Origin of the sequence: Pseudomonas wadenswilerensis (genome assembly GCF_900497695.1) — a bacterium.
Classification (GTDB): Bacteria; Pseudomonadota; Gammaproteobacteria; order Pseudomonadales; family Pseudomonadaceae; genus Aquipseudomonas; species Aquipseudomonas wadenswilerensis.
On sequence record NZ_UIDD01000008.1, the window covers coordinates 441,445 to 456,905 of the forward strand.

Genomic DNA, 15,461 nt, shown 5'->3' on the forward strand with positions numbered 1-15,461 from the left:
GCATGCGCAAGCAATTGATCGTACCGCTTTTGAGTGCCTCGCTGCTGCTGGCCGGTTGCAGCCAGAACAAGGTCAACCCCAAGGAGTACTCGGGCTTTCTGCGCAATTATGACCAGTTGAGCGAACACAAGACCGCCTCCGGCGACACCGTGCTGCGCTGGGTCAGCCCCAAGCTGCGCATGGAACGCTACAGCCAGGTGTACATCGCCCCCAGCCAGTTCTACCCGATGCCCAAGGCCAGCACGCGAATCCCCGAGACCACCCTCAAAGCGGTGACCACCTATTACGATACGGCCCTCAAGCGTGAACTGGGCAAGGTCCTCAACCTGGTCGAACAGCCCGGCCCGCACACCTTGATCGTGCGCCCGGCGATCACCTCGGTGGGCGCCCATACCCAGGCGCTGCACTTCTATGAATACCTGCCGGTGACCTTGGTGGCCGCCGGGGTCAGCAGTGCCGTCGGGATCCGCGACCTCGACAGCGTGATCGCCACCGAGGCGGCGTTCCTCGATGGCGGCAGCCGCGCGGTGGTCGCCGAGGTGGTGCGCAAGGGTACCGGCCTGCCGCTGGAGAACGACAATCAGGTGATGAGCGCCGACAACCTCAAGGTGGTGCTCGATGCCTGGGCGCGGGACTGGCGCGTGGCCGCCGAGACGCTCCAGGAGCAAAAACGCAGCGCCGTCACAGGGCAAAAAACCACGGCACCATGACCACGCTGACCACCATTACCAGCAGGGTGAACGGCACCCCGACCTTGACGAAATCGCCGAAGCGATACTGGCCGGGGCCGAGTACCAGGGTGTTGACCGGCGACGACACCGGGGTCATGAACGCCGCCGAAGCCGCCAGGGCGACGATCATCGCAAAGGGGTAGGGCGAGGCACCCAGCTGCTCGGCGGTGGTCACTGCCACCGGCGCCATCAGCACCGCGGTGGCCGTGTTGGAAATGAACAGGCCGATGATCGCGGTGATCGCGAACAGGCTGGCGAGAATCACATAGGGCCCGGCACTGCCAAGCATCTGCACCAGGCCGTGCACGGCCAGGGCGATGCCGCCGGTTTTCTGCAGGGCCAGGGCGAAGGGCAGCATGCCGACAATCAGCACCAGGCTTTGCCAGTGGATGGCCCGGTAGGCGCTGTTCATGTCGATGCAGCGCCCGGCGCCCATCAGCAGGCAGCCGATCAGCGCGGCAATCACGTTGGGTACCACGCCGCTGACCATCAAGCCGACCATCACCGCCAGGCTGATCAGCGCGTAGGGCGCGCGATTGCCCGCTGGGGCGACATTGTCGATTTCTGCCGGCAGGCTCAATACCAGGAAGTCCCGTGGCTGGGTCTGCAACTGGCGAATGGCTTTCCAGGTGCCGATCACCAGCAAGGTGTCGCCGAGCTTGAGTTTTTCTTCCACCAATTGCTCTTCGATGGCGTTCTGGTCGCGGCGCAGGCCGACCACGTTGAGACCCCAGCGGCTGCGGAAGGTCAGCTCCAGCAGGGTCTTGCCGATCAGCTGCGAGCCAGGCGGCACCGCCACTTCGGCCATGCCCACTTCCTGTGACTGGTCGATGAAGTAGGCGGCCTTGAAGTGCAATGGCTCCAGCTGCATGTTCTGGCACAGGCTGCGCAGGTCGTCCTTGGGCGCGAACAGGTCAAGCAGCAGCACATCGCCTTCGTGCACCGTCGTGCTCGAATCGGGGCTGAGTACGCGGGTGGTGAACTTGTGCTGGCGCTCGATGCCGACCACGCTGGCGCCGTGTTCGGTGCGCAGTTTCAGCTCGCTGAGGCTATGGCCGATCAACGGCGAGCCCGGGCGGGCGCGCAGGCGCCGTTCGCGGCCGGCGAGCTTGTAGTCGATGATCAGGTCGAGCAGGGTACGCCGGGTTTGCGCGCTGCCGTCCTTGCGCACCTCGCCGCCGAGCCAGTGGCGGGTCAGCAGCATGTAGCCTACGCCAAGCAACAGCACCACCAGGCCGAACGGGGTAAAGCTGAAGAAGCTGAAACCGCTTTCGCCATGACGCACCAGCTCGCTGTGCACCACCACGTTGGGCGGCGTTGCCACCAGGCTGAGCATGCCGCTGATCAGCCCGGCGAAGGCCAGCGGCATCATCAGGCGGCTGGGCGAGACCTTCATCCGTGCGGCAATGCTCAGCACCACCGGAATGAAGATCGCCACCACCCCGGTGGAACTCATCACCGAACCCAGCCCGGCCACGCAGACCATCAGCAACACGATCAGCCGCGCTTCACTGTTGCCGGCGCGGTCGGCCATCCACTCGCCAATCCGGTAGGCGATGCCGGTGCGCACCAGGCCTTCGCCGATCACGAACAGGGCGGCGATCAGCACCACGTTGGGGTCGCTGAAACCGGCCAGGGCTTCCTGCACACTGATGATGCCCAGCAGCGGCAGGGCGACGATCACCAGCAGGGCGACCACGTCCATGCGTGGCCGGTTGGCGATGAACAGGGCCACGGCGGTGAACAGCAGACCGAGTACCCAGAGCAGTTCGTGATTCATGCAGTCATCCTGATCGGTGAAGACTGCAAGTCTGGCAGAAATTCGTCGCGCGTTTGTTGATGTGCTGCAGCGGGTGCGGCATCAGTGCTGATCGGTGGTAGAGTTGCCGCCGTTTTTGATCAATCAAGGAAGAATGTTTTGGACCCGAACACCAGCAACTGGAAGGGCACCGCCCTGGCATTCGGTTTGATCGGCTGCATCACGCTGATCGGCTACATCATCGACTACACCTCGAAGATCAATGTCTTTCTGATCTGGGATTTCAAGGCCTACTCCTACATCGCCATCTGCTTCAGCCTGGTGGCCCTGGCGTTGCTGGGCACGTTCCTGCTCAATCACCACAACATCGACACCAATGTATTCGGCGGCCTGCTGGTGTTGGTGATAGCGGGTATCTCGCAGATGATCTTCGGCGTCGAGCCCTCGGTGATCCTGTGCCTGGCCGGGCTGTACCTGGCCGGCGCTATCGGCCTGGCCATCGGCTTTGGCAACAAGCGCGCGATGGACGCTGCAGAGGCCGACGAGGAGCTGTAGCTCAGGCCTCGTTCAATTGCTGGCGCAGCACCTTGAGGTCGCGGCTGTCGATCACATAGGTGCGCGCCAGCCAGTCGCCGGGCCGCTGGCAATGGCGCGACTCGGCGCACAGCCAGATGACGATCAGGCCAAAGGCGGCCTCGAACGGCCGGGAGATGCCGCGCACCAGCGCCTGCAGCAGGCACGGCGGCTGGCCGGCGCGGTTGATCACGGTGAGCCGGAACACCACCTTGCCCGGTGTTTGCCCGCGCATCAGGTACTCGAACAGCGGGAAGTACAGTAACTGCATCAGCAGCATGCCGTCTTCGCCGCGGCCATAGCCCACCACGGCCAGCGCGAACCAGGCGCCGAGGGCGAGCAGGGTATCGAGCAGCCAGGCGCCGATGCGGCGGATGATCAGGGTGGTGCGGGAGACGTGCATGGTGGTTGCGCTGATCCTTGCGAGGTGGGGCGATGGTCGCATTCTTGCCGCTGTAAAGCACGGTCTGGATTGGCAAGGCCAGCTCCCACGGGATCTATGTATGCCAACCCATTGTGGGAGCCGGCGTTGCCGGCGATGGGCTGCAGAGCAGCCCCTGATGCGCTCACACTTCTTGGGCCAACGGATTAATACTTATAGCCAAGGAGTATTTGCTTATTGTCGCCAGTGCTTGAACCATGGGCATTGGCTCCACAGCAAGGATGCGACTCAATGGCCAGGCATATTGTCATTGTGGGCGGCGGCGTCGGCGGTACGATGCTGGCCAATCAACTGGTGAGCAAACTCTACCCGGAAGTGCTCCGCGAGCAGGTGCGCATTACCCTGCTGTCCAATTCCCCCGATCACTACTACAAACCCGCGTTCATGTACGTGGCCTTCAATCAGTTCTTCCAGGAAGAGCTGAAGCGCCCGCAGCGGTCATTGCTGCGCCCGGAAATCGACTTCCAGGTGCAGGAAGTCACCCGCTTCGACTTTACCGGACAGGCCCTGCACACCCGCTCGGGCCGGTGCTACGGCTATGACTTCCTGGTAATCGCCACCGGCTGCGTGCCTGCCCCCGAGCGCATCGAGGGCCTGCAACAGGCGGGCGATCACTTCTACCAGTACGAAGCGGCGCGGCAACTGGCACGGCGCCTGGCGAGCATCGACAAGGGGCGGATCTTCATCACCGTGTCCTTTCCGCAAACCCCCAACGTGCCGCACCAGTGCGGCATCGCCCCGGTGGAAACCACCCTGATGCTCGATGACTACCTGCGCCAGCGCGGGGTGCGCGACAAGGTCGAGATCATCTACACCTACCCGACCACCGCTCAGCTGTTGCGCAACTGCTTGTTCCTGCAGCGGCCCACCGGCGAGATCCTGCCGAGCATCTTCGAGCAAAAGAACATCCGCTTTCAGCGCGGCTTCACCCTGAGCAAGGTCGACCCCGAGCAACGCATCGCCTACTCCGAAGAAGGCGACGCGCAGCCGTTCGACATTCTCATGGCCACACCGCCGATCCGTGCGGTGGACGCCGTGCTGCAAAGCGGGGCCTCCCGCGCGCCGAACAACGAAGGCTGGCTGCCGACCAACCACGAAACCCTGCAGGTTTACGGCCTGGAAGGCGTCTACGTGATCGGCGACACCGTCGACCTGCCGATCAGCAAGGCCGGCGGTGCCTGCCACAACCAGGCACCGGTGATCGCCAACAATATCGCCGGCGAAATCCGCCTGGGCAGCACCTGCGCGGTGTACGACGGCAAGGTCCAGGCTGCGGCGCAGATGGGCCTGGGGGCGGGCATGCCGCTGTGCTACGACTACCGTCACGACGTCTTGCCGACGCCGCCGACCAAGCTGGGCAGCCTGCTGCGCAATGGTTTCAACCGCGGCCTGTATTGGGCCGTGGCCCGTGGAATGCTTTGACCCGACGACGGGAGGAGCCGATTGTCATGGATGCCACCGATTTACCCGCGGTTTTGAACGCCAACCCGGGGCTGGACGCCCTGTTGCGCAAACTGCAACCGCTGCTCGACAGCGGCCGGATGGACAACGTGGTCGATCTGCTGTCGCTGAGCGCCGACCTCGTTGATCTGCTCGATGCGGCCATGGTCGAGAAACTCTCGGGGCTGTTCGAGGAGGCCACGGCCCTGAGCTGGAACCTGGGCAATGCCATGCGCATGGCCTCGGCGCAAACCCGCAATGAACCCACTCCCAGCCTGTATGGCCTGCTGTTGCTGCTACGAGACCCGCAAACCCGTCGAGGGCTTGCCCTGGTACTCAGAATATTGAATGTCATTGGACGACAGGATTGATCGCACGGAGCTAGAGGACCACCGTCATGCTCGAACAGCGTAAACGCTCCACCGCACCCGGCGCCAATAGCGCCTGGGACCCGAAAAGCTACCTGCAATTTGCCCGCTTGCGCGAGCGCCCGGTGCTGGAACTGCTCGACCGCCTGCACCTCGATTCGCCCCAGTGCATCTACGACCTGGGCTGCGGTACCGGCATCGCGACGCGTCTGCTGGCCGAGCGCTGGCCACGGGCCGAGCTGTTCGGCGTCGACAGTTCGGTAGAGATGCTCCAGGAGGCGTTGGCCCTGCCGATCAGCGTCAACTGGCTGCATGTCGATGTCAGCCAGTGGCAGGCGCAAAAACCGGCCAACCTGCTGTTCGCCGCCGCAGTGCTGCACTTTATCGAGGACCACCAAAGCCTGTTGCCGCGCCTGCTCGGGCAGTTGCAGGAGGGCGGCTGCCTGGCCGTGCACATGCCCAACTGGCGCGATGCGCCCTGGTATCAGTTGATGCTCCGGGCCCTCGGCGAGCCCGGGCCCAGCGGCCGGCCATTGGCGACCCTGGAATTGCGCAAGTTCATGGCCTCGCGCAATGTGCTGTCGCTGGACGGTTACTACCGCCTGCTGGCGCCGCTGACCCGTGAGCTGGATATCTGGGAAACCGAGCACCTGCAGGTGGTCGAGGGCAACTCGCCGATCTTCGACTGGGTCAAGGTCTCGGCCCTGCGCCCGGTGCTCATTGCCCTGGATGATGCCGAGCGTGAAGCCTTTCTCGGCAAGTACCTGAAGCTGCTGCACGCGCACTACCTGCAGGAGGACGACGGGCGCACGCTGTTTCCGTTCAAGCGTACCTTCATCATTGCCACGCGGTGAATGCGTGCCGATTCAGCGACGGGCAATGTCGTAGGACAGCAGCACGACATCCTGGGTCAGGTCCATCGGCAGTGAAACGATGAAGTCTGCCTCCGGGTTGTCTCTTTGATGCCCGGGCAATGCTACAGTCACGTCTTTTTTCTGACGAGGAAGAGTCATGCGGGTAGTAATGGCGATGGTCGCTGTAGCGTTGTTGGCCGGGTGTGCGTCTTCGGCCATGGAGGCGGCGCGCAGCCAGGCGCCGACCAAGGCGTTTACTTCGAGCAAGTCGGCGGATGTGGTTGCCCAGTGCATCCAGTTCGGCTGGCAGGATGAAGCAGTGTTCGGCGTCGATGCCAGCGGCTACCTTGAGCCTGCCAAACAAGGCGGCTTCACCGTCTACACCCGCGAGGCGGAGTCCTTTGCCGACATCAAGTCCCAGGGCGCCAGCACCGCAGTGAGCTACTACGCGAAGCACAACGACAACGTCGCCCTGCGGCGCATGGCGGCCCTGGCCACCTGCCTGTAAATTTGCCTAGCGCGGCATGTACCTGAGTTGCCAGCGCCGCGGGATCTTCAGCGAGATCAAGCCCAGCGCCGCCGCCAGCAGGGCGCTGAACAGCAGCGCGGCGAGGTCGAAGGCCTGCTCCAGCAACACCCCGAGCACGGCGCCGACGAACATCCCGGTCCAGGGGATCAGCTGCACCCGCCAGCCTTGCCGGCGCTCGCCCAGCAGCGCCCGGCCGAGGCCGCGGCCAAAACGCGAAAGCGCGCCGGTGACATAGGTCAGGCCAATCGGCAGGCCGTTCACTTCCTCGACCACGGCGTTGATCATGCCCATGGCGGTGACTGCCGACACCAGTGCCGGCAACTGCAGCGCAGTGGGCAGCAACGCCGCCAGGGCCAGCAGCGCGGCGATGATCAGCAGCAACGGGCACGGGCGGCGGCCGCTCAGGCGCGCGATCACCACGCCCAGGGCATTGCCCACGACAAAGGCCAGCAGTACTGCAGCAATGCGCAGGATCGGCCCCGGTTCGCCTTCGCCCAGCGATACCGCCAGGCGCGTGGTATTGCCGCTCATGAACGAAACGAAGTCGCCGGTGGCCATGAAGCCGATGGCATCGGTCATGCCGGCCAGCACCGACAGCGCGGCGACAAAGTACAGGCCGACCTTGCCGCGCAGGCGGGCGACCCTGGCAGAGGTGGAAGTGGAACCTGGCAGCATCCTTGGCGCTCCCGATACGCGATGAGTGGGCTTAGCTTTTTTCCGTCAGCCGTGCTTCGAGCCCGGCGATATGCGCCTCCAGGCGCTCGTGCTCGCAACGTTCGGCGCTGATGTCTTCGAACACGCTGATCAGGTGCTCCGGCGCACCGTCCTGGCGGCGTTGCAGCGACGTGCGGGCACGGACCCAGAGGTACTCGCCGTTCTTGTGGCGCACGCGTTTTTCCACCTCGTAGCGCTCGCTCTGGCCCTCGAGCATGCCCTGCAGTAGTTGCAGGTTGGCGGCGAGGTCATCGGGGTGGGTGATCTGCTGGAAGGTCATGCCGTAGAGTTCTTCGGCGCGGTAGCCGAGCAGTTCGCAGAGGCTGTTGTTGACCCGTTGCCAGGTGCCGTCCGGGTCGATGTAGGCGAGGGCGCCCCAGGCCAGTTCGAAGATCGCCCGGAAGCGCTCCTCACTGTTGCGCAGTTCCTCTTCGGCGACCTTGCGTTCGGTGTTGTCCATGCTGATGCCGACCATCTTCACCGAACGGCCGGCACTGTCGCGCACCACCGTGGCGCGGGAAGAAATCCAGCGCACTTCGCCGTCGGGGCGAGTGATACGAAAATCGCATTCGCAGCCACTGCCATCGGCCACTGCCTGGGCGTACATGGCCTGCATGTGCTCGATGTCTTCAGGCGGCAGGTGGGCCCAGAAGTCTTCGTTGCGGTTGACCGGCCAGCCGTAGACCTGCTCGACGTTGGGCGAGTAGGTGACTTCGTCGCTGATCAGGTTCCACTCCCAGGTGACGATGCGCGCGCCTTCCTGGGCCAGCTTCATGCGTGTTTCGCTTTCCATGATCTCGGCGGTGTAGCGCCGGCGCAGGTCGGTCATCGGCAGCTCGACCACCTGTGGCTGCTGGATGTTCTGCAGGGCTTCTTCGCCGTAGCGCAGCCAGATCCAGTTGACCTTGAGAAAGTCGGCCAGCTTGCGCAGGTTGTCGTAATCGATTTCGCCGCCGCGGGTCCATTTGTGCACCGCGGTGCGCGAGATACCCAGGGCCGTGCCGACGGCTTGCAAGGTCAGCTTGTGATGCTCGAGCAGTTCCTTGAGGCGGAAGGCGAAACTGTTTTCCATCATCGGCAGGGTGTCCTGATCGGGGGCCAAGAGCCTGCCAGTATACAGAAGCTGTCAACTTTGGGTTTACGCTGAGGTCACTGCAAATCCCTGTGGGAGCTGGCTTGCCAGCGAACGAGTGCGAAGCGCTCGTAATCAACCAGTCGCACTGACCTCATCGCTGGCAAGCCAGCTCCCACAGGAGGGGCACAGGGTTTACAAATCCAGCACCAACCGCGCCGAGCGGGCCCGCGATACGCAGAGCATCATGCTTTGCTGCGCGGCCTTTTCGTCATCACTCAGGTATTGGTCGAAGTGCTCGGCTTCACCTTCGAGGATCGCCGTCTCGCAGGTGCCGCACACACCCTCGCGGCACAGGCATTCGACCTTGGCCGCCTTGGACTTTTCGATGGCCTGGAGGATGGTCATGCCTTCCTCGACCTGCAGTTCGGTACCGGAACGGGCCAGCACCACGGTGAAGGCGGCGCCGGTGACCGGTGCTGCAGCGAACTGTTCCCAGTGCACGCGCTGTTCGGCGATGCCGGCCTTGGCGGCAGTGGCGATCACTGCATCGATCAGCGGCTTGGGCCCGCATACATACAGGTGAGCATCCTCGGCCAGGCCGGCGCACAGCGCGGTGAGGTCGAGCTTGCGCTCGAGGCTGTCGATGTAGAAACGGGTGTTGGCGGCATGCGGGCCGCTTTCCAGCTGCTGCTGGAACGCACCGTGCTCCGGGGCGCGGAAGGCGTAATGCAGTTCGTAATCGCTGGCGCCGCCTTCAAGCTCGTGCAACTGGGCCAGGAACGGGGTGATGCCGATGCCGCCGGCAATCAGCACATGACGCCCGGCACTGGGGTCCAGGGCGAACAGGTTGTTCGGCGAGGAAAGGGTCAGGCGGCTGCCGACTTGCACCTGCTGGTGCATGAACGCCGAACCGCCCTTGGACTGCTCTTCAAGGCGCACGCCAATCTGGTAGCTGCGGGTGTCGCGCGGGTCGCTCATCAGCGAGTAGGCATTGCTGAACTGGCTGCCATCAGCGCCTTGCATCTGTACGATGACATGGCTGCCGCCGGTGAAGGCGGGCATCGGCGCGCCGTCTTCGCGGGCCAGGGTGAAGCGCTTGATCAGCGGCGTTGCCTGTTCGACTTCAGTTACCAGCACGCTGAACATTTCATACTTGTTGGCCATGTTTCACCTCGACTGCAACAGCACGCGGCAGGCCCTGCCGCGTGGCGGAACCTGTGCTCAGACCGCCAGGCACAGGTATTTGATTTCCAGATAATCCTCGATGCCGTACTTGGAGCCTTCACGGCCCAGGCCCGATTGCTTGATGCCACCGAATGGCGCGACCTCGTTGGAGATCAGCCCGGTGTTGACCCCGACCATGCCGTATTCCAGCTGCTCGGCGACCTTGAATACCCGGGCGATATCGCGGCTGTAGAAGTAGGCGGCCAGGCCGTATTGAGTGGCGTTGGCCAGGGCAATGACCTCGTCGTCGCTGCTGAAGCGCACCAGCGCCGCTACCGGGCCGAAGATCTCTTCTTCGAGCAGCTCCATGCCCGGGCCAATGCCGGCCAGCACGGTCGGCTCGAAGAAGTTGCCGCCCAGGGCATGGGCCTGGCCGCCGAGCACCAGCTCGGCGCCTTTGCCGAGGGCGTCGTCGATCAGGCTGCGCACCTTGGCCACCGCCTTGTCGCTGATCAACGGGCCGATCTGGCTGGTGGCGGCGCTGCCATGGCCAACCTCCAGGGCACGCACGCGCTCGACGAAGCGCTGGGCAAATTGCTCATACACGCTGTCGTGCACGTAGAAGCGGTTGACGCACACGCAGGTCTGCCCGGCGTTGCGGTACTTGGCGACGATGGCGCCTTCGACCGCAGCGTCGATATCGGCGTCGGCGAAGACAATGAACGGCGCGTTGCCACCCAGCTCCAGGCTGACCTTCTTGATGGTTTCGGCGCACTGGCCCATCAGCAGGCGGCCGATCGGCGTCGAGCCGGTGAAGCTCAGCTTGCGCACCGAAGGGTGGCCAGTGAACTGCGCGCCAATCGCCGGTGCATCGCCGGTGACCACGTTGAACACACCGGCAGGCACGCCGGCGCGTTCGGCGAGCGCGGCCAGGGCCAGGGCGCAGAACGGGGTTTCATTGGCCGGCTTGACCACCATGGTGCAGCCTGCGGCCAGGGCCGGGGCGACCTTGCGGGTGATCATCGCCGCCGGGAAGTTCCACGGCGTGATGGCGGTGCATACGCCGATGCCTTGCTTGATCACCAGCAGGCGTTTGTCGTTGGACGGGCTGGGGATCACGTCGCCGTAGACGCGTTTGCCTTCTTCGGCAAACCATTCGACGAAGGAGGCGGCGTAGCGGATTTCGCCCAGGGCTTCGTGCAGCGGCTTGCCCTGTTCGAAGGTCATCAGCCGGGCCAGGTCCTGCTCGTGTTCCAGCAGCAGTTCGAACCAGCGGCGCAGCACCTGCGCACGCTCCTTGGCGGTACGCCCGCGCCAGTCGGCCAGGGCCGCTTCGGCGGCTTCGATGGCGCGCACGGCTTCGGCACCGGCCATCAGCGGCACGCTGCCGAGCAGCTCGCCGTTGGCCGGGTCGGTCACGTTGAGGCTGCGCCCGTCATCGGCGTCGCACCAGCGCCCGGCAATGTAGGCCTGCTGGCGGAACAGCTTGTTGTCATTGAGTTTCACGCAAGGCACTCCGAAGCGCGCCGCAGGCGGTGAAGCCTGCGGCGAGCGGTATCAGTCGTTGAGGTGGGCGACGGCGATCAGGTTGTGGAAGTGAGCAATGCCGTGCTCGCTCATGCCGCTGCGCTCGCGGTCGGCCATGATCCGGCCCTGGCCACGGTAGCCGCGGGACTTGAGGCCCTTCTGCACGCTTTCGACCAGGCGCAGGTCTTCCGGACGGAACACTTCGCGGTACCAGTCGATCAGCTTCTGCTGCTCTTCGCTGATGTCCTTGTTGAGGAAGTAGATGTCGTAGTGCTGCAGGGTGGTTTCGGCATCGACCGGGAACTCGTAGATCACGGTCATGAAGTTGGCGCCTGGCGGCACGTTGAACATGGTGCACGGCCAGGCCCAGAAACCGGCGAAGGACGGATCCTTGACGCTTTCGTCGAACTTGAACGACTGCTCCGAAGGTTTCGCCAGGCCGTACTGCAGGGTCCAGTTGCCGTGCATGCTGTGGCTGTACTGGCCGACGTCGACCGAGTCGGCGAAGCCGGGGTGGGCCGGGGCGCAGTGGTAGCACTCGAGGTAGTTGTCGACGATCGACTTCCAGTTGGCCGGGGTGTCACTGACAAAGCGCGCGGCCAGGTGCAGGTCGTCGATCACCGCGCAGGCTGCACGCATGCGCGCTTGCAGGCCAGGCAGCTGGTCTTCGACGGAGCCGGCCTCCATGTCCATGTTGATGAAGATGAAGCCTGCGTATTCTTCGACACGCAGCTGCACCAGGGTCGAGTTTTCTTTGTCGAAGTTGACCACGTTGTCGCAGTTGCGCGCGTGGGCCAGGTCGCCGTCGAGCTTGAAGGTCCAGGCGTGGTACGGGCAGGTGATGACGTTCTTGGCCTTGCCGCTGCCGCTGAGCAACTGGTGGCCACGGTGCGGGCAGACGTTGTAGAAGGCGCGCAGGACGCTGTCGCGGCCGCGCACGACGATGATGCTTTCGCCGATCACTTCACGGGTGATGTAGGCGTTGTTCTCGGCCACTTCGCTGCGGTGGCCGACGCAGATCCAGCTGCGGGCGAAGATGTTTTCTTTCTCGTGCTCGAACACTGCGGCCTGGGTATAGAAGCTGGCGGGAATGGTGAACGCCTCTTCGGCGTTGGCGCAGAAATCGGCGGGCAGGCGTTTGAAGTCATTCATGGTTGGGGTCTCACAAGCACGGTTTTTAGTTGTTGGTTAACGCGTATCTATCAGTTAACAAGCCAGGCAAAAAAATTTACTGCTGTTGTAGGAGCGGGCTTGCCCCGCGATCTGGCCCGTACAAGGCTCAGATCGCTATCGCGGGAAAGCCCGCTCCCACAGGTGTGTGATCAGTGCACGGCAGCGGCGCTGCGCGGCGCTTGTTGCGCAGGCTCTTCACCGGCCATGCGCGCCGCTTCTTCCTCGATGCGGTAGGCCGGCATCTGGCCGTAGTCTTCGATCATCCATTTGAAGAAGCCGTAGATCTTCACCAGCAGGATCACCATGAACGGAATGGCGGTGAGCACCACGGCGGTTTTCATGGTCGACAGCGAAGCCTTGGCGAACAGCATGGCCAGCGGCACCAGGGTCAGCACCACGCACCAGAACAGGCGGTGGGTCGGCGTCGGGTCGTCGCCTTCACGCAGGTTGCGGGTGCTGGTGGCGGCCACGGCATAAGCGGCAGCGTCCATGTGCGAAGCGCAGAAGATCGCCATGATGAACAGGTACACGCCGAGGAACACCTGGCCCCACGGCAAGGCCAGCAGCAGGTGGGTCACCGCCGATTCGCCGCCTTGTTCACTGAGCATCTTCGGCACGTCCACGGCGCCGGTGATGAACTGGTGCATGCTGTAGCTTTCCAGGGCGCCGAAGAAGAACCAGCAACCGAAGCTGCCACCGAGCAGCAGGGCCATGACCACTTCCTTGATCTGCCGGCCACGCGACACGCGGGTCACGAACATGGCCACGCCTGGCGCGTAGGACACCCACCAGAGCCAGTAGAACACTGTCCAGTTGCGGGTGAAGGCACCGTCGCCCGCCGGGTCGGTGAACAGGCTCATGTGCACGTAGTTCTGGATCATCAGGCCAATCGAGTTGGCGGTGTTGTTGATGGTGAACTGGGTCGGGCCGACCAGCAGCACCACCAGGGCAAACACCAGGGCGCCGATGCAGACTATCTTGCTCAGGCGCTGCAGGCCGCCATCGATACCGATGTAGGAGCTGAGCGAGAACATCACCGCCACCGCACCGATCACCAGCAGTTGCACGGTGAAGGTGTCCGGGGTGCCGGCCAGGTCATGCAGGCCGCGGGTCAGGGTCGAGGCGGTGAGCGCCAGCGACACGGTCAGCGCGCCCATCATGGTCAGCAGGAAGATCAAATCGACGCTGCGCCCGACCGGGCCGGTGGCCTTGAAGCCGGTCACCGCTTCGACGATCGAGGCCAGGTTCAGGCCGCTCTTCTTGCGCACGTGGAAGTGATAGGCCATGGCCAGCGAGGCCAGGGCATAGATCGACCAGGCACTGACGCCCCAGTGGAAGAACGAGTAGCTGATGCTGTACTCGAGTGCCTTGGGGGTGGCGGCGGCGATGTTCAGGCCCGGGGTCTGGTAGTAGTAGGCCCATTCCATCACGCCCCAGTACAGGGTCGAAGAGCCCATGCCGGCGCAGATGAACATGAACACCCAGGTGGCGGTGGCGTACTCGGGTTTGCCACTGCCCAGGCGGATGTTGCCGTACTTGCTGAAGGCCAGGTACAGCACCGCCAGCGAGCTGCCGAACACCAGCACCTGAACACTGGTGCCGAAGGTCCGGGTCGACAGTTCGAACAACTGGTTGGCCGCGCTTTCGGCTTCGCCCGGGAAGGCTGCAAGGCCGATGACGGTGAGCAGCACGGCAATCAAACTCACGGTAATCAGGAACACATCAATCTTTTTATTTTTGTGCGACATCATCGTCTCCTGGACGTTGGCGTTCTTAGCTATACCCGGCAGGCACTCCGGGGTGTTGCGGCAGCACTCCCTGCTTCGTTGTTAACTTAAAGTTAACGTGAATCTTTTGGTTAACAGATTCTGCAGATAATCCGCTTCACCCGCAAGAGCCAAGGGGCCGTTTTGTCAGACAATTCTGACAATCGGCCCCTGGTCATCAACCTTCGATCAGCGCGCTGATAGCTTCACCGACTTGCTGGGTCGACTTTTGCCCGCCCATGTCGCGGGTGGTATCGCCGGCGGCGATGACCTGCTCGATGGCTTTGAGAATGTCGTCGTGGGCGGCGCGGTAGCGCGGGTCGGCGCCGTCGTTGCCAAGGAACTCGAGCATCAGCGCGCCCGACCAGATCATCGCGATCGGGTTGGCGATGTTCTTGCCGAAGATGTCCGGGGCCGAACCGTGCACCGGTTCGAACAGCGACGGGAATTTGCGCTCGGGGTTGAGGTTGGCCGATGGCGCGATGCCGATGGTGCCGGCGCAGGCCGGGCCGAGGTCGGAGAGGATGTCGCCGAACAGGTTCGAGGCCACCACCACGTCGAAGCGATCCGGCTGCAGCACGAAGCGGGCGCAGAGGATATCAATGTGCTGCTTGTCCCAGCTGATTTCCGGATAATTGGCAGCCATGGCCGCGGTGCGCTCGTCCCAGTAGGGCATGCTCACGGCCATGCCGTTGGACTTGGTCGCCGAGGTCACGTGCTTGCGCTCGCGGGTTTGCGCCACCTCGAAGGCGTACTTGAGGATGCGGTCGACACCCCGGCGGGTGAACACCGACTCCTGCAGCACGAACTCATTGTCGGTGCCTTCGAACATGCGCCCGCCCAGGGACGAATATTCGCCTTCGGTGTTCTCGCGGATTACCACAAAGTCGATGTCGCCAGGCTCACGGCCGGCCAGCGGGCAGGGTACGCCGGGGAACAGGCGCACCGGGCGGATGTTCACGTACTGGTCGAAGTCGCGGCGAAACTTCAGCAGCGAGCCCCACAGCGAAATGTGGTCCGGGACCTTGTCTGGCCAGCCCACGGCGCCGAAGTACAGGGCGTCGAAATCCTTGAGCTGCTCGAACCAGTCGTCCGGCATCATTTTTCCGTGGGCCAGGTAGTAGTCGCAGCTGGCCCATTCGAAGAATTCGAAGCTGATGTCCAGGCCATGCTTGCGCGCGGCGGCCTCGACCACGCGGATGCCTTCGGGGAGTACTTCGTTGCCGATGCCGTCACCGGGAATTGCGGCGATTCTGAAAGTCTTGCTCATGAGGGGCGCACTCGTTGTCTAGGGAACAGGTGCGGCTCATGCTATAAGGGCAGGATTCAGAGATAATCTCGTGATT

Annotated in this window: 15 protein-coding genes; 6 read left to right on the forward strand and 9 right to left on the reverse strand. The window is 63.6% G+C overall.

What is annotated here, in order from left to right:
• Window positions 1-2 precede the first annotated feature (2 nt).
• Window positions 3-710 carry a DUF3313 domain-containing protein gene (locus tag CCOS864_RS17510; protein ID WP_115087601.1) on the forward strand — a complete coding sequence of 236 codons (708 nt, stop codon included), beginning with the start codon at window positions 3-5 and terminating at the stop codon, window positions 708-710.
• Here CCOS864_RS17510 and CCOS864_RS17515 read toward each other — a convergent pair.
• Window positions 682-2,511 (reverse strand): SLC13 family permease, encoded by a 1,830-nt coding sequence (locus CCOS864_RS17515; protein ID WP_115087602.1) that lies wholly within the window; start codon window positions 2,509-2,511, stop codon window positions 682-684. The two genes, CCOS864_RS17510 and CCOS864_RS17515, sit on opposite strands and share 29 nt — an antisense overlap.
• A 138-nt stretch (window positions 2,512-2,649) precedes the next feature.
• On the opposite strand from CCOS864_RS17515, the gene CCOS864_RS17520 reads away from it, so the two are divergent.
• Entirely contained in the window at window positions 2,650-3,045 is a 396-nt protein-coding gene (locus tag CCOS864_RS17520; RefSeq protein ID WP_115087603.1) for a hypothetical protein, read from the forward strand.
• A 1-nt stretch (window position 3,046) separates the two neighbouring features.
• Here the strand turns inward: CCOS864_RS17520 and CCOS864_RS17525 are convergent, their stop codons facing one another.
• Window positions 3,047-3,466 (reverse strand): RDD family protein, encoded by a 420-nt coding sequence (locus CCOS864_RS17525; RefSeq protein WP_115087604.1) that lies wholly within the window; start codon window positions 3,464-3,466, stop codon window positions 3,047-3,049.
• Window positions 3,467-3,736: 270 nt separating this feature from the next.
• On the opposite strand from CCOS864_RS17525, the gene CCOS864_RS17530 reads away from it, so the two are divergent.
• The 4 genes from CCOS864_RS17530 (at window position 3,737) to CCOS864_RS17545 (ending at window position 6,675) form a co-directional block, all read left to right on the forward strand.
• The gene (locus tag CCOS864_RS17530) at window positions 3,737-4,927 is read left to right on the forward strand and encodes an NAD(P)/FAD-dependent oxidoreductase (protein WP_115087605.1); all 1,191 of its coding nucleotides are present in this window, start codon (window positions 3,737-3,739) and stop codon (window positions 4,925-4,927) included.
• 26 nt (window positions 4,928-4,953) lie between these two features.
• Window positions 4,954-5,316, forward strand: a complete 363-nt coding sequence (locus CCOS864_RS17535) for a DUF1641 domain-containing protein (RefSeq protein ID WP_115087606.1) — start codon at window positions 4,954-4,956, stop codon at window positions 5,314-5,316.
• 26 nt (window positions 5,317-5,342) lie between these two features.
• Entirely contained in the window at window positions 5,343-6,167 is an 825-nt protein-coding gene (locus CCOS864_RS17540; RefSeq protein ID WP_115087607.1) for a methyltransferase domain-containing protein, read from the forward strand.
• A gap of 157 nt (window positions 6,168-6,324) precedes the next feature.
• Window positions 6,325-6,675 (forward strand): hypothetical protein, encoded by a 351-nt coding sequence (locus CCOS864_RS17545; protein WP_115087608.1) that lies wholly within the window; start codon window positions 6,325-6,327, stop codon window positions 6,673-6,675.
• 6 nt (window positions 6,676-6,681) lie between these two features.
• Here CCOS864_RS17545 and CCOS864_RS17550 read toward each other — a convergent pair whose 3' ends face one another.
• The 7 genes from CCOS864_RS17550 to CCOS864_RS17580 form a co-directional block, all read right to left on the reverse strand.
• The gene (locus CCOS864_RS17550; protein ID WP_115087609.1) at window positions 6,682-7,371 is read right to left on the reverse strand and encodes a YoaK family protein; all 690 of its coding nucleotides are present in this window, start codon (window positions 7,369-7,371) and stop codon (window positions 6,682-6,684) included.
• Window positions 7,372-7,402: 31 nt separating this feature from the next.
• Window positions 7,403-8,485 (reverse strand): helix-turn-helix domain-containing protein, encoded by a 1,083-nt coding sequence (locus CCOS864_RS17555; RefSeq protein WP_115087610.1) that lies wholly within the window; start codon window positions 8,483-8,485, stop codon window positions 7,403-7,405.
• Window positions 8,486-8,677: 192 nt separating this feature from the next.
• Entirely contained in the window at window positions 8,678-9,649 is a 972-nt protein-coding gene (locus tag CCOS864_RS17560) for a PDR/VanB family oxidoreductase (RefSeq protein ID WP_115087611.1), read from the reverse strand.
• A gap of 57 nt (window positions 9,650-9,706) precedes the next feature.
• The gene (locus tag CCOS864_RS17565; protein ID WP_115087612.1) at window positions 9,707-11,155 is read right to left on the reverse strand and encodes an NAD-dependent succinate-semialdehyde dehydrogenase; all 1,449 of its coding nucleotides are present in this window, start codon (window positions 11,153-11,155) and stop codon (window positions 9,707-9,709) included.
• 51 nt (window positions 11,156-11,206) lie between these two features.
• Complete coding sequence (locus CCOS864_RS17570) at window positions 11,207-12,328, reverse strand: aromatic ring-hydroxylating oxygenase subunit alpha (protein ID WP_115087613.1); 1,122 nt, start codon at window positions 12,326-12,328, stop codon at window positions 11,207-11,209.
• Window positions 12,329-12,498: 170 nt separating this feature from the next.
• Window positions 12,499-14,097, reverse strand: coding sequence for a BCCT family transporter (locus CCOS864_RS17575; protein WP_115087614.1), 1,599 nt, complete (start codon window positions 14,095-14,097; stop codon window positions 12,499-12,501).
• Window positions 14,098-14,293: 196 nt separating this feature from the next.
• Complete coding sequence (locus tag CCOS864_RS17580; RefSeq protein ID WP_115087615.1) at window positions 14,294-15,385, reverse strand: tartrate dehydrogenase; 1,092 nt, start codon at window positions 15,383-15,385, stop codon at window positions 14,294-14,296.
• Window positions 15,386-15,461 lie beyond the last annotated feature (76 nt).

Coding starts and splice junctions, on each gene's coding strand:
- CCOS864_RS17510 (WP_115087601.1), top strand. CDS start 3: ATGCGCAAGCAATTGATCGTACCGCTTTTGAGTGCCTCGCTGCTGCTG.
- CCOS864_RS17515 (WP_115087602.1), bottom strand. CDS start 2,511: ATGAATCACGAACTGCTCTGGGTACTCGGTCTGCTGTTCACCGCCGTG.
- CCOS864_RS17525 (WP_115087604.1), bottom strand. CDS start 3,466: ATGCACGTCTCCCGCACCACCCTGATCATCCGCCGCATCGGCGCCTGG.
- CCOS864_RS17530 (WP_115087605.1), top strand. CDS start 3,737: ATGGCCAGGCATATTGTCATTGTGGGCGGCGGCGTCGGCGGTACGATG.
- CCOS864_RS17535 (WP_115087606.1), top strand. CDS start 4,954: ATGGATGCCACCGATTTACCCGCGGTTTTGAACGCCAACCCGGGGCTG.
- CCOS864_RS17540 (WP_115087607.1), top strand. CDS start 5,343: ATGCTCGAACAGCGTAAACGCTCCACCGCACCCGGCGCCAATAGCGCC.
- CCOS864_RS17545 (WP_115087608.1), top strand. CDS start 6,325: ATGCGGGTAGTAATGGCGATGGTCGCTGTAGCGTTGTTGGCCGGGTGT.
- CCOS864_RS17550 (WP_115087609.1), bottom strand. CDS start 7,371: ATGCTGCCAGGTTCCACTTCCACCTCTGCCAGGGTCGCCCGCCTGCGC.
- CCOS864_RS17555 (WP_115087610.1), bottom strand. CDS start 8,485: ATGATGGAAAACAGTTTCGCCTTCCGCCTCAAGGAACTGCTCGAGCAT.
- CCOS864_RS17560 (WP_115087611.1), bottom strand. CDS start 9,649: ATGGCCAACAAGTATGAAATGTTCAGCGTGCTGGTAACTGAAGTCGAA.
- CCOS864_RS17570 (WP_115087613.1), bottom strand. CDS start 12,328: ATGAATGACTTCAAACGCCTGCCCGCCGATTTCTGCGCCAACGCCGAA.
- CCOS864_RS17575 (WP_115087614.1), bottom strand. CDS start 14,097: ATGTCGCACAAAAATAAAAAGATTGATGTGTTCCTGATTACCGTGAGT.
- CCOS864_RS17580 (WP_115087615.1), bottom strand. CDS start 15,385: ATGAGCAAGACTTTCAGAATCGCCGCAATTCCCGGTGACGGCATCGGC.